This is a genomic window from Micromonospora sp. NPDC047730 (assembly GCF_043204765.1).
Taxonomy (GTDB): domain Bacteria; phylum Actinomycetota; class Actinomycetes; order Mycobacteriales; family Micromonosporaceae; genus Micromonospora.
In genome coordinates this window covers 181,453-194,648 of sequence record NZ_JBIDCU010000007.1, presented here as the reverse complement: position 1 = coordinate 194,648, position 13,196 = coordinate 181,453, and the positions used below count along the sequence as shown (strand labels likewise).

13 protein-coding genes are annotated in these 13,196 nt (G+C 69.5%); 10 read left to right on the top strand and 3 right to left on the bottom strand.

The window, feature by feature from the left end; all coding sequences use genetic code 11:
• Positions 1-4: 4 nt before the first annotated feature.
• On the bottom strand, positions 5-1,180 hold the full coding sequence (locus ACGF5G_RS18550) for a sensor histidine kinase (RefSeq protein ID WP_393264133.1): 1,176 nt from the start codon (positions 1,178-1,180) through the stop codon (positions 5-7).
• Between the two features lie 142 nt (positions 1,181-1,322).
• On the opposite strand from ACGF5G_RS18550, the gene ACGF5G_RS18545 reads away from it, so the two are divergent.
• A complete protein-coding gene (locus ACGF5G_RS18545; RefSeq protein ID WP_393264130.1) occupies positions 1,323-1,775 on the top strand; it encodes a hypothetical protein in 453 nt (150 codons plus the stop codon).
• Positions 1,776-1,784: 9 nt separating this feature from the next.
• Positions 1,785-2,543, top strand: a complete 759-nt coding sequence (locus ACGF5G_RS18540) for a hypothetical protein (protein ID WP_393264127.1) — start codon at positions 1,785-1,787, stop codon at positions 2,541-2,543.
• Positions 2,544-2,858: 315 nt separating this feature from the next.
• On the opposite strand, the gene ACGF5G_RS18535 is transcribed toward ACGF5G_RS18540, so the two are convergent.
• Positions 2,859-4,094: a LuxR C-terminal-related transcriptional regulator gene (locus ACGF5G_RS18535; protein WP_393264124.1), complete on the bottom strand. Its 1,236-nt coding sequence runs from the start codon at positions 4,092-4,094 to the stop codon at positions 2,859-2,861.
• A 117-nt stretch (positions 4,095-4,211) separates the two neighbouring features.
• Here ACGF5G_RS18535 and ACGF5G_RS18530 point away from each other — a divergent pair, with 117 nt between their 5' ends.
• Positions 4,212-5,297: an S-(hydroxymethyl)mycothiol dehydrogenase gene (locus tag ACGF5G_RS18530; RefSeq protein ID WP_393264453.1), complete on the top strand. Its 1,086-nt coding sequence runs from the start codon at positions 4,212-4,214 to the stop codon at positions 5,295-5,297.
• Positions 5,294-5,926 (top strand): MBL fold metallo-hydrolase, encoded by a 633-nt coding sequence (locus tag ACGF5G_RS18525; RefSeq protein ID WP_393264122.1) that lies wholly within the window; start codon positions 5,294-5,296, stop codon positions 5,924-5,926. Before ACGF5G_RS18530 ends, ACGF5G_RS18525 begins: the two co-directional genes overlap by 4 nt.
• A 101-nt stretch (positions 5,927-6,027) precedes the next feature.
• Here the strand turns inward: ACGF5G_RS18525 and ACGF5G_RS18520 are convergent, their stop codons facing one another.
• A complete protein-coding gene (locus ACGF5G_RS18520; protein WP_393264451.1) occupies positions 6,028-7,083 on the bottom strand; it encodes a GlxA family transcriptional regulator in 1,056 nt (351 codons plus the stop codon).
• Positions 7,084-7,173: 90 nt separating this feature from the next.
• Between ACGF5G_RS18520 and ACGF5G_RS18515 the strand changes: the two genes are divergently transcribed.
• The 6 genes from ACGF5G_RS18515 to ACGF5G_RS18490 all read left to right on the top strand — a co-directional run bounded on the left by ACGF5G_RS18515 (position 7,174) and on the right by ACGF5G_RS18490 (position 13,098).
• On the top strand, positions 7,174-7,809 hold the full coding sequence (locus ACGF5G_RS18515; protein WP_393264120.1) for an isochorismatase family protein: 636 nt from the start codon (positions 7,174-7,176) through the stop codon (positions 7,807-7,809).
• Positions 7,810-8,096: 287 nt separating this feature from the next.
• Complete coding sequence (locus ACGF5G_RS18510) at positions 8,097-8,750, top strand: methyltransferase domain-containing protein (protein ID WP_393264449.1); 654 nt, start codon at positions 8,097-8,099, stop codon at positions 8,748-8,750.
• 364 nt (positions 8,751-9,114) lie between these two features.
• Complete coding sequence (locus ACGF5G_RS18505) at positions 9,115-10,653, top strand: phenylacetate--CoA ligase family protein (protein ID WP_393264446.1); 1,539 nt, start codon at positions 9,115-9,117, stop codon at positions 10,651-10,653.
• Positions 10,650-11,096 carry a DUF4188 domain-containing protein gene (locus ACGF5G_RS18500; protein WP_393264117.1) on the top strand — a complete coding sequence of 149 codons (447 nt, stop codon included), beginning with the start codon at positions 10,650-10,652 and terminating at the stop codon, positions 11,094-11,096. The genes ACGF5G_RS18505 and ACGF5G_RS18500 overlap by 4 nt, the downstream gene beginning before the upstream one ends.
• On the top strand, positions 11,093-12,208 hold the full coding sequence (locus ACGF5G_RS18495; RefSeq protein WP_393264114.1) for a hypothetical protein: 1,116 nt from the start codon (positions 11,093-11,095) through the stop codon (positions 12,206-12,208). The genes ACGF5G_RS18500 and ACGF5G_RS18495 overlap by 4 nt, the downstream gene beginning before the upstream one ends.
• Positions 12,205-13,098, top strand: coding sequence for a hypothetical protein (locus ACGF5G_RS18490; protein ID WP_393264111.1), 894 nt, complete (start codon positions 12,205-12,207; stop codon positions 13,096-13,098). Before ACGF5G_RS18495 ends, ACGF5G_RS18490 begins: the two co-directional genes overlap by 4 nt.
• Positions 13,099-13,196 lie beyond the last annotated feature (98 nt).

The following is a 13,196-nucleotide window of genomic DNA, read 5'->3' as shown; positions in this document are numbered from 1 at the left end:
CTGATCACCGTGCTCCTCCGATCGGCAGTACCGCCTCGACACTGAATCCCGTGGGGGTGGATCCGGCTGTCAGGGTGCCGCCGAGCAGTGCCGCCCGCTCCCGCATACCGTCGATTCCCCGCCCCCCGTCGCCCCGGGTGGACCGGAAGACGGGTTCCGTCCGCGCGCCGTGACCGTCGTCGGCGACGCGTACGCGCAGCTCGTCTTTGCTGCTCCAGATGGTGATCGTGGCCCGGTTGGCACTCGCGTGACGGAGCACGTTGGTAACCGACTCCTGCACGATCCGGAAGGCGGTGCTTGCCGCCGGCGCGGGAATGGCGGCCTCGTCGACGTCGATCGAGACGGTCACGTCGAGTCCGGCGTCGCGGGCCGCCTGCGCCGTGCGTTCGATGCCGGTCAGGGTGAGCAGGGCCCGGCCCGCGTCCTCGCGATCGGACTGGAGGATCGCCAGGGTGCGGCGCAAATCCGCCAGGGATGACCGGGCGGCGTCGACGACGTTGTCGAGGGCCCGCCCGACGGCCGCGTCGTTGGTGCCGAGCGACTGCTGCGCGACGCGTGCCTGGACGGAGACCAGGGACAGCGCGTGGCCGACGGAATCATGGACGTCCCGTGCGATGCGCAGGCGTTCGGCCTCAAGGTGGCGGGCGGCCCGTTCCTGCTGATGGTGACGTTCCAGGGCGACCACTCGGCGTTGCTGGTTGCGCAGGGCGCGCGTGCTGCGGACCGCGAGGGCGAGGGCGATCGCGCAGCCGATGAGGGCCACGTTCGTGATCAGGTCGTAGGCCAGGACGGCGCTGGACTCGCCGTCGGTGGTGCGGAAGTACAACGAGACCGCAAGCAGGACCGCTCCGACAACGGAGGCCACGGCTGCGCGCCCGCGCTCGGCGGCGCCGTAGAAGGCCCCGACCAGCGGCAGCGCCATGCCGATCGGCGGGTATCCGGCGGCGTAGTAGGCGAACACGAGCAGGACCGCGGTGATCAGCACGGCGACCGGCAGCCGGCTGCGGAGCAGCAGCAGCGCACCGAAGCCGGCCGCGAACACGTACGCCCCGACGTCGTGTCGCCCACCGTCGTGCGAGCCGATCGCGATGATGAGCGCGACCGTGATGGCCTGGCCGGCGGCGACCAGAGCCGCGAGGACCCACGGGGCTACCTCATTGTCGCCCGCGCCATGGGTCATGGACGACATGATCGCATCCGTTCGCCGGGCGACGTGTACGTCGAGGGGCGACGTCCCATGTCGCCCCACGGTGTAGCGCCCGCCGAAAAGTGACGAGACTTGACCGACAGGCCGGCCGAGCAGGCGACCCTAGCGTGAAGACATGGAACCTGCCTCAGTTGTTCGACGCCTCAACTGGCCGTTGGTGTTCGGCCTTGCCGCGCTGGCGCTCGTCCGGCCGCTCTTCTCCATCGTCGGCCTGAGCGATGTGTTGGGGAAGCCGGCAACACCGCTCATCCTCACCATCGCCATCACCTCGGCCTGGGTCCTGATCGTGGGCCTGAGCCGGGTACGCGAGCCGCTGCTGACCCTCGTGGCCGCCGGGCTCACCTACGCGGCCGCGGCGATCCTGCTCAGCGCAGTGCTCTCGCCGATTCTCACCGGAGAGCTTCAGGGCCCGCTCGCCATGCCGTTCGCGGTCATCCCGCTGTTCGTCACCAACATGCTGTGGGGCCTCATCGCGGGCGGGCTGGCGGTGCTCGTACGGCGGCTGCGCGACGGCCGGCACGCCACCGCGCATGCCCCAGGCGACAAAGACCGACGCACCCACCGATAGGAGACAGGTATGACGCGCTCGACGGCGGAGCCGGTGGACTCCGAGCAACGGATTCTGCTCCGAATCGGCGCGGTGTGCGCGATCGCTGGGCCACTTGTGCTCGGCGCGTCGTTCGCCCCGCACGGTGATCTCCCCACGCGCGAGGAGAGTCTCGTAGGCGAGGCCGTGGCCCTGCGGTTCATCGCCGACCACCAGACCTGGCTGCTCATCCATCTGGGCACGATCGTGGCTGGGCTTATCTGGCTCGGTGCTTTCGTCGCACTCGCGAACACCCTGATGCGGGGCGCCGCCCGCGCGGTCGGCCGGTTCCTGATACCCAGCGCGATTGTTGGGAGTCTCTTCGTCGTCTTCGACTACGGGGTGGACGGCTACGCGCTCAAGGTCCTGGCCGACGAGTGGGCAACCGCTACCGGCCCGGAACAAGAGGCGCTGCAACGCATGGCCGAAACCGGAATCTGGTTTCTCAACGGCACCTTCCACAGCGAAATAGTCGTGTTCTACGGGTTGACCATGCTCTTGGCCGGGCTGGCGGTCGCCCTCGATGCCCGCTATCCCCGTTGGTTCGCGGTTGCCGGGGCGATCGCCGGCGCGCTGGTGCTCACCAATGGCCTGCTGGCCTTCGCCGGGGTCGGGTTGGCGCCGGCCGGTGGCACCGACCTGTTTCTCTTCGTGATGGTCCTACCGCTGGAATCCCTCTGGCTCATGGTCCTCGGCCGCCTCATGTGGCGGAACGCCAAACGCCGAGTCGCCCAGCCTCCAGTCGAGTAGGGGGTGCACGAAGCTCCTCGGGACGGCGCTCAACTGGGCAGGGCCCCGGCAGGTCGCGGCGGATGTGCGGCATGGTCTGGTCGGTCGGTGTCGGGCTGTTGGGCGGCGAGGATGGTCAGGACGGCCAGGGCGAGCATGGCCAGGGTGATGAACCGGTGTCAGCCGGTCCAACCGCGCACCTGGTTGTGGTCCAGGCCGACCTGGCCCTTGCCGCTCTGGTCCATCCGCCGACGCCGCCACCGAGCCCGAGCCAAGACCAGCCACTACACCCGACAAGACCTCATCAAGCCATGATCACGGTCCCCGGCTGGAGCACTAGATGCCCGCGTCGAGCGCCAGCGCCGTCGCCTCGCCGCGGGAGCTGACTTCCAACTTTTTCAGCAGACCGGCGACGTGGAACTTCACAGTGCTTTCGCTGATGCCGAGCTCGATGCCGATGGCCTTGTTGCGCTTTCCTTGGGTGACAAGGCGAAGTACCTCGAGTTCCCGCCGGTTCAGGCTGCTCAGCCTGCTTCCGCCGGAACGATCGGGAGCTGGAGCGAGCGGAAGGCTGATGGTGGCGCGGCTGCCCCAGTCGGGTACGGCGTCGAACTCGACGGTGGCGCCGAGCGCACGGGCACGGCCGTCGAGCTCGCGGCGCAAGGCGTGGGTGTCAAGGCGGCCGGCGCCCTGGTCGCGCACATCGACCCGCAGCGACGTGCCGTCGCAGCCCCAGGCGATACGCAGCCGTGCGAGCCCCGGCTGGGCGGTGAAGGCCAGCACGACCGTACGGGTCATGGCGTGCGCCGCGCGGGCGATCTCGCCGGGCACCGGGCGTACGTCCTTGGGCGGTGGCACGAAATCCAGCTGCGCGTCGTGGTGGCGCAGCACCTGGCGGATCTCCTTGCGCAGCTTGGCGAACACGGCCGGCGCTGGTTCCTCGGACGAGGCCAGGTCGGACTCCTGAGCGGTGCGCAACGCCACGAGCGCGGCGGACGCCGAGTCGGTGGCGGCGAGACGGGCGCGGCGATCGTCGAGGCCGGTGGAACGCAGCGTCGTGAGAATGGTGACGAGCGCGGTCTCGTGGGCCGCGGCCATCTCCGCGATCGTGCGTGCCCGCTCGGTCGACGCCGCGCGCGATTCAGCGAGGTAGTCCGGACTGGCCTGGGCAACCTGCTGCCGGATCGACGTCGCGACGATACCGAAGACTTCCGCCAGGACCTCGGACTGAGGAAAGCGCCTGGCCGCGCTGCGAGCGACGAGGACGAGCAGCGTATCCACCCGATCCCGCACCACCCACACCGCGCGGGCCTCCCCGGCTATCGTCGCCGTGGTGCAGAGCGGACGACCGGGTTCGATGCGCGCCTTGAGGTCCTCCAGTTCCGCGAGAGTGACCCTGTTGATCGTCTCGATCGCCCCGGCCACCTTGCGGGGGCGGCCGGTGCACTCGCGGGTGAAGATGATCAGTGCGGTATGCGGCCAGCGGTCTGCCAGGAACCGGGAGAACCGTCCGGCGATCTCGTGCAGTGGCCCCTCGATCACCTCACGCAGCCCGGCAAGTTCCGTTCCCATTCGAACACCCTAGCCGAAAGACCAGGTTTCTCTCGTCCGCCGGCCAGGTCGCGTACCGGGAAAGCGCAGCTAGTGTCGCTGTCGCATCTACCGCCGATCGAAAGAGGAAGCATCTCCATGCCACAGCAGGTGCGCGGTGTCATTGCCCGTTCCAAGGGTGCGCCGGTCGAGCTGACGGACATAGTCATCCCCGACCCCGGTCCCGGTGAGGTCGTGGTCGCGGTGGCCGCCTGCGGGGTATGTCACACGGATCTGACCTACCGCGACGGCGGGATCAACGACGAGTTCCCGTTCCTGCTTGGCCACGAGGCCGCGGGCACCGTCGAGAGCGTCGGCGAAGGCGTCGAGTCGGTGCGACCCGGCGACTTCGTCATCCTGAACTGGCGAGCGGTCTGCGGTCAGTGTCGGGCCTGCAAGCGGGGCCGCCCGCAGTACTGCTTCAGCACGTTCAACGCGACCCAGAAGATGACCCTGACCGACGGCACGCAGCTCACCCCCGCCTTGGGTATCGGCGCATTCGCGGACAAGACGCTCGTGCACGCCGGCCAGTGCACGAAAGTCGACCCGTCCGTCGACCCGGCCGTCGCGGGCCTGCTCGGCTGCGGGGTCATGGCCGGCGTCGGCGCGGCGATCAACACCGGTGCGGTGGGGCGCGGGGATTCCGTGGCCGTCATCGGCTGTGGGGGAGTGGGCGACGCCGCCGTCGCCGGCGCTCGTCTGGCCGGCGCCTCGACGATCATCGCCGTGGACCGTGACGCACGCAAGCTCGAGTGGGCCCGGGACCTCGGAGCCACCCACACCGTCGACGCCTCAGCCACCGACGCCGTCGCCGCGATCGCGGAGCTGACCGGCGGGTTCGGTGCCGACGTCGTGATCGACGCGGTCGGGCGGCCGGAGACCTGGAAGCAGGCGTTCTACGCCCGCGACCTCGCGGGCACCGTCGTGCTCGTCGGCGTGCCCACCCCGGACATGCGCCTGGAGATGCCGCTGCTCGACATCTTCTCCCGCGGCGGCGCGCTGAGGTCCTCCTGGTACGGCGACTGTCTGCCTGAGCGGGACTTCCCCATGCTGATCGACCTGTACCTGCAGGGCAGGCTGCCGCTGGACAGGTTCGTCACCGAACGTATCGCGATCGACGACGTCGAGAAGGCGTTCCACACCATGCACGCCGGCGAGGTGCTGCGCTCGGTCGTGGTGCTATGAGTGGCGCGCTGCGGATCGACCGCGTGGTCACCTCCGGGGTGTTCCAGCTCGACGGCGGCACGTGGGAGGTGGACAACAACGTCTGGCTCGTCGGCGACGACGACGAGGTCGTCATCGTCGATGCCGCTCACGATGCCGAGCCGATCATCGAGGCCGTGGGCTCGCGTGCCGTCGTCGCCGTCGTGTGCACACACGGGCACAACGACCACGTCACCGCCGCGCCGCGGCTCGCCAAGGAGTGCTACGCGCCGGTCCTGTTGCACCCCGGCGACGAGGAGCTGTGGCGGCAGAGCCACCCGGACGAGAAGTTCTGGCCGGCTACCGACGAGCAGCGGATCGCCGTGGCGGGCACGGAACTGCGGGTGATCCACACCCCGGGGCACTCGCCCGGGTCGGTCTGCCTGCACCTGCCCGAAGCGGGGGTCCTGTTCACCGGCGACACCCTGTTCTCCGGCGGCCCCGGCGCCACCGGCCGCTCGTTCTCGGACTTCCCGACGATCATTTCCTCGATCCGGGAAAGGCTGCTCACCATGCCCGGCGACACCCGGGTCCACACCGGTCACGGTGACGGCACCACGATTGCCGCCGAAGCTCCGCACTTGGACGAGTGGATCGCCCGCGGTCATTGATTCAGGCACGTCCACCCCATCCGGCTGGGGATCGGAGGGTCAGGGGCTCGGCTCCCTTCGGGCGTGCAAGATCAAAAGAGCCTGACCTGCGGAAACGCAGGTCAGGCTCTTGCTTTGCCTATCCCTTGTGGAGGTGGGACTGCTCGGTGACTGCTCGTCCGACGGTCTGCGGTACGGGTGTCGAACCGTCGGCGGTACTCCGACGGCGAGGTGTCGAAGGCCGCGGCGAAGCTCTGCCGCAGCGTGACACTGCTGCCGATACCGCATGCGGCAGCGACCTGGTCGACCGACAGCTCCGTCGACTCCAGCAGCCGACGGGCCTCGTCGAGGCGCTGACGCTTGACCCAGGCGGCCGGGGTGACGCCGGTAGATGCCTGGAACGCTCGGATGAAGGTGCGCCGGCTCATGTGCGCGACGCCAGCCAGCCGCTCGACCGTGAGGGGTTCTGCCAGGTGCCGCAGAGCCCACTCCATCGCTTCGGTGATCGGGTCGTCGGAGGAGTGCGGGGGTAGGGGCCGTTCGATGTACTGCGCCTGCCCGCCCTCGCGGTGCGGGGCCACCACGAGACTGCGAGCCACCCGGTTGGCCGCCGCCGCGCCGAGCCTGCTGCGGACGAGGTGCAGACATGCATCGATCGCCGACGCCGTCCCGGCCGAGGTCAACACGTCACCGTGATCGATGTACAGCACGGAGGCATCCGTGTCGACATCGGGGTGCCGGGCGGCGAGCAGGTCGACGGCCTGCCAGTGCGTCACGGCCGCGCGTCGGGACAGCAGGCCTGCGTCGGCGACGGCGAAGGCCCCGAGGCACAGCCCGGCGACCGTCGCGCCGCGGCCGTGGGCCCTCGTCAACGCTCGCTGAAGCGCCGGCCCGGCAGTGCGACCGTCCTCGAACCAGGAAGGGACGACGACGACATCGGCCTCCTCAGCCGCCGCGGGCCCGCGCACCTCGCCGAGTGTGTAGCCCTCGGCGGTACGAATCGACCCCGCGCGGTCCGAGAAGAGCATCGTCTCCCAGTTGCCCAGGCCTTGCCGAGCGACCTCGTCGAAGACGAGTTGCGGCACAGAGAGGTGGAACATCGTGACGCCGTCGAAGGCGTAGACGGCGATCCGCAGAGCATCCTCGGACGTTGGCACGAATCCATCGTAACGCTGCACGCGTGCCAATGGCCGACGCGGTTCACAGCCCGCAGACTCGATGTGCGTCGCCCACGAAGACGGCGGCAACGAGACCAAGGAGCACAGGCCATGACCACCCCTCGCCGCGCACTCATCCTCATCGACGTGCAGCGGGACTACTTCGGCGACGGCCCGCTGGAGATCCAGTACCCGCCCCACGCCGAGTCGCTGCCGCAGATCACGCACGCGATCGACGCGGCCACCGCCGCGGGCATTCCCGTCGTCGCGGTGCAGCACGCGATGGGCGAGGACGCGCCCGTGTTCAACCCCACCCAGCCCGGCTTCCAGCTGCACCCGGAGGTCGAGAGCCGCCGCACGGACGAGTGGAAGTCCGTCGTCAAGCAGTACGGCACCGTGTTCGCCGGCACCGACCTCCTCGCCTGGCTGCGCGAGCACGAGATCGACACCGTCACCCTCGTCGGCTACATGACCAACAACTGCGTGCTGGCCTCCGCCGCGGAGGCCGAGACCCACGGCCTGGCCGCCGAAGTCCTCTCCGACGCCACCGGCGCGATCAACATCGCAAACGAGGCCGGCTTCGCCGACGCGAAGACGGTCCACACGACTCTGCTGGCACTGCTCAACTCGAACTTCGCCGCCGTCGCCGACACCGCGACCTGGTCCGGCGCTGTCGCCGCCGGGCGGTCGCTGCCGAAGAGCGACCTTGGCACCTCCGCCGTGACGGGTGCGCGGCGCGCCGCGTAGGCGTCATCCGCGCCACGCCTCCACCGCCAGCGAGGCTGACAACTGTCGCGCGTGGCGGGGCGTAACCAGATGCCCATAATGGCCCCGGGTGCCCGAGGACGTGCTGCGTGGGGCGTTCGGTTGGTTCGAAGAGTCAGTGCGAGGGGTTCGTTGGGTCCCGCATGTCACGTGCGGGCCCCTGGTCATGACCGCGACAGCCGCGGGAATCGCCGTGCACCGGGCCACCTGCTCGCACTCACACACCTCCGTCCGCGGCTGAGCCTGGGAAAGACCCGCTCACACCTCGCCTGCCGGCTGATGCTGGGAGGTGGAAGACACCGCCAAACCGAAGGAAGGCCGAACGTGGACAGCGCCGACTGGGATGCCCGCTACGCCGACGCCCCGAGCTTGTCTGGACTGCCGAGCCGAACCGGTTCGTCGTCGAGGAGACCGCCGACCTGCCACCGGGCCGGGCGCTCGACCTGGCCGCGGGCGAAGGTCGCAACGCGGTCTGGCTGGCCGAACGCGGATGGCGGGCCACCGCCGTCGACTTCTCCGCCGTGGCCGTGCGACGCGGCCAGGACCTTGCCCGCGAACGGGGCGTCGACATCGACTGGCAGATCGCCGACGTCACCGCCTACCGGCCCGAAGCCGACGCCTACGACCTGGTCCTCATCGCCTACCTGCACCTGCCCCGACCCGACCTGGCCACCGTTCTGCGGCACGCGGCCAGCGCCGTGCGCCCCGGCGGGTCGTTCGTCCTCGTCGGCCACGATCTGGCCAACCTCACCGCGGGCACCGGCGGCCCGCAGGATGCCGCAGTATTGCAGACTCCGGAGATGGTGGTCGCTGAACTCCCCGGCATGCGGATCCACCGGTCCGAGACGGCGCGGCGCCCGGTCCGGATGCGAGACAAGACGGTCGACGCCCTGGACACCGTGGTGGCCGCGACCCGCCCGTGACCGCCACCCGCTGAGGCGACACTGCTCGCGGGCCCGGCGACCACTGCGCTGATCATCCCACTCCCAACGACCCAGGGCAGCGCTGCAGGACCCAACCGATGCGCTGAACCCGCTGTTCCGCCACGCTCTGCCGGGTGGGCGATAACGACTCCTTCTTGACGTGGTGATCAGCGGCGCCGTGCCGGGCGCGGTCCTGACGGACTCACCGGGCGACGTAGACCCACGCCGCCGGGTCGACCACGTCCACGGCCCGGAGCATGCCGAGGCCGAAGGCGGGAGGTCGTTGAGTCGGGGTACCCAGGGCGGTTGAGTATCCGTGACCAGGTGAGGGACTTGCGAAGACTCCTATCGTGGACGCGTGGTGATGACCTTCCTGCGCCAGGGGACGCTGCGGCTCACGAGCTTCTCACTGACGTGGCTCTATACACTGCACCAGATTCATCCGGCGGTGTGGCGACTCATGGCGCGGAACTACCGTCCGTACATGGGTCGATTTGCTCGGCTGCACGCGTGGATGACCTGTCAGTTCGCCGCGATCGACGTGCCCGCGTACGGCGACTTCTTGCGCCGCAACCAATGGCGGTTCCGCTGGTTCGACCTGTCGTCGTACCCGCCGACAGACAAGCAGTCGTACGTGAAGGCGTACCCGGAGGCCCAGCGCTGCTGGCACGGCGAGATCGAGATCGCCGGCAGCGTCGTCGACGAGTCCTCGGGATCGTCCGGCCAGCCGTTCAACTGGATTCGCAGCCGCCGCGAACTGCGCTCGGTCCACAAGAACCTGGCCGGCTACGCGACCATGGTGTTCCCGTCGAAACGGCGGTTCGTCATCAACGCGTACTCCATGGGTGCCTGGGCCACGGGCACCAACACCGGCATCGCCATGTCCAAGATCGCGATGGTGAAGAACACGGGCCCGGATCTGCAGAAGATCGCGGACACGCTGCGGTACTTCGGGCCCGGGTTCGAGTACATCGTCACCGCGTATCCGCCGTTCCTCAAGCATCTGCGCGACAAGCTCGACGCCGAGGGCTTCCCGTGGGGCGAGTACCGGATCAGCGGTCTGGTCGGCGGGGAGGGGATGACCGAGGCGCTGCGTGACTATCTGGAGGAGCGCTTCCTCAAGGTACGCTCCGGCTACGGCGCCAGCGACCTCACCATCGGTATCGCCGGGGAGACCGACTTCACCGTCTGGGTCCGCCGCCGGCTACGCACCGACGTCGCCCTGCGGACCGCCCTGCTCGGCCCCGACGAGCACCGGCTGCCAATGATCTTCCAGTACAACCCGCTTGAGACGTACCTGGAGACCAACGCCGACCACGAGGTGCTCTGCACGATCAACTCGACGGCGGTGCTCAACCCGAAGGTCCGCTACAACATCGGCGACGAGGGCCGGCTGATCGCGTACCCGGATGTGCTGGCCGCGATCGGGGACCCGGCCGCGCGGTCGGACGCCGAACGCGCCGGACGGACCGACCGGATGCAACTGCCGCTGCTGTTCCTGTTCGGCCGCAAGGACAGCACGATCTCCTACATGGGTGCCAACATCTACCCGCAGGACGTCGAGTACGGCCTCTACGCCGACAATCCCCTCGCTCACCTGCTGCACAGCTTCTGCCTGGAGCTGGAGGAGCACGCGGACCTGGAGAGCCGGCCGGTCGTCAACCTGCAGCTGCGCGAGGATCTCGCGCTCGGTCCCGACGAGCGGCTGGCCCTCGCCGAAACCTGCCGCGGTGGGGTGCTGCGCTACCTCGCCGAGGTCAGCCGGGACTTCGCCGAATCCCTCGTCGAGGACCCGTCCGCAGCCGACCTGCGGGTGAGAGTTCATGACTACGGCACCGGCCCGTTCGCCGGCGCAACATCCAAAATCAAGAATGTGTACCTGGTGAAGGGCGCGACGACGTGAGGACCTCCGACTTTTCCGCCGCGCCGCCGGTTGGTCAAGCGACCGCCATGTTCGTCGGCGCCACCCGATACCGGGGGCCCCGCTCGATCCTCACCCTCACCCGCACCTGGTTCAAGATGGTCAAGCAGATGCAACGGATGGACGGATACCGGTGGCATACCGTGTACTACCAGTTCCCGTTCACGCTCGGCACCATCGCGTTCTTCAGCGACCGCGACGCGCTGCTGAAGTTCGCCCGCAGCCGCCACCACCGCGACCTCATGTGCTGGGTGACCGACCACGGCGCGCGGAACGCCACCGGCGGCTACATCCGGCTGTACAACGCCGAGCCCGAGGGCTACACCAACGGCGTCTGGCGTGCCGAGGCTGACGGCATGGCGCACATCCAGACGTTCACCCCGCTGTCCACCGAGACGGCCGGCCCGCCGGTGCACCGCGCATGAGAGTATCCGCCGTGAAGTCGCGGGCCGACCTGCGAGCGTTTGTCGACTTCCCACTTCGGCTGCACCCGACCAACCGGTACGTGCCCCTGCTGTCGTCGGTGATCGCCGCACACCGCCGTACCGCCGAACTGTTCCTGATCCGCGACGGACGCGGCGCCGTGGTCGGGCGGACCAGCGTGCACCGCAGCAGCGCCTTCGACGCGAAGGTCGGTCCGCGGCAACTGTTCGGGCACACCGAGTTCGTCGACGACGACGCCGTCTTCGCCGCCATCATGGACACGGTCGAGGCCAGGGCCGACGGCCGGCCGCTGTTCGGACCGGTCGCGTTGCTGCCCAACCAGACCGGCGGGGTGATCACCTCCGGCTTCGTCGAGCGTGGCTTCGTGGACTCAGCCTGGAACCCCGCCTACTACCCGGTGATGTATGAGCGGCACGGCTTCCAACGCCGCTTCGAGGCCGACACCTGGCTGGTCGACCTTGGCCGGGACTCCGGGGCCGACTCGACCCCCGCCCGCGCCCCAGCCGGCACCGACCGTGACTACGGGTTCACCTTTGACGACACCCGAATCCCCGCGGAGCAGCTCATCATCCGGCACGGCTCGCGGCGGCACTTCCGCGAGCAGCTGCCGATCCTGCGGCAGCTGCTCAACGCCAGCTTCGCGCAGCTCGGCTACTACACCGAGATCTCCACCGAGCAACTGGCCGAGCAGACCGACGGCCTCGCTTACCTGCTCGACGAGGCGTTGCTGCTCTGGTTGGAGAAGGCCGGCCGGCCAATCGCGTTCGTGGTGACCGTACCGGACATCTCCGAGTTCCTCATGAAGGTCGGTGGCCGGCTCGGCGTACTCAATCAGCTGCGCCTGCTGGCGACCCGCGCCCGGTACCGGCGCGACGCAGTGCTCATCATCAAGGGCACCGTGCCCGAGGAACAAGGCAAGGGGTACCTGACGCTGCTGTCTCGGGAGTTGCACCGCAACCTTGCTGCCGGCGGGTACCGGACACTGCGCAGCACCTTCGTCGAGCGGGAGAACGCCGCCTCGGCCGCCCAGTACCGGCGGGCTGGCGGGCGACCGCTGCACGGGTACACATTCTACGAGAAGCGGTCGGCATGACGTGGGTCGAGCAGTTACGGGCGCACGAGGCGACCTGCCGCAGGGCGCCGAGCGCACACAACACACAGCCATGGCTGCCCGAGTACCACGCCGACGAGATCGTCATCAACGTCGATCAGTCCCGCTCCTTGCCCGACTCTGACCCGACCGGACGCGACCTCGGCCTCGGAATCGGCGCGTTCGTCGAGACGTGCCTCATCGTCGCCGCCGACCTCGGCCTCAACGTCACCGCGGCGCCCGGCCCCCGCCTGGTCGCCGCGCCGCACAGGTACCCAACCCCGTTCAGGATCGTGGACATCGAGTCCCGCCGGGTCGCCCGTGGCCGGTACGCGAACGGGCCGGTCGACCCGGCCGTTCTCGCCGACCTGGAACCCGGACTCGTCCACCTTCCCGCCCAGGATCTCGCGCGCGAGTTGGTGGTCGCCGACCGCTGGCTGTTCGGCACCCCGGCCGTCGCGGCCGAGCTACGCGACTGGCTGCGCCTCGACCCACGCCATCCGCGCTACCACCTCGACGGACTCACCGACCGGGCTCTCGTCCTGTCCCGGTTCGAAGCACGGTTCCTGGCCGCCTCGCTGCGCGCGTATCCCGTCACCCGCCGGTTGGGCCTCGCGGCGCTGCTGGCCGTCAGCGGCCGGAGCCTGCTGCGGTACGACGGCAGCATCCTGGTCATGCTGGCGAACGGCGACGATCACATCGCTGCGGGACGCCGTCTCCTGCGCACATGGCTGGCCCTCGCCAGGCACGGCCTAGCGGTCCACCCGCTCAGCCAGCTCATCGACTGCCCGGTGACCGCCGCCCGGCTCGCGGAACGGGTGGGTGGCCAGCCGCTCGCGTTGTTCCGGGTCGGTCGGCCCCTCGCCGAGCCGACCCGCTCGGCCCGGCTCTAACGACCTCGCGCGGGGTTGGAGACGGCCGTCCCGGCACGCGCCCAGCGCGACGGGTGCGCGTCCGGCCCGCAGCACCGGGCGAACGGGATAAGTGGCTT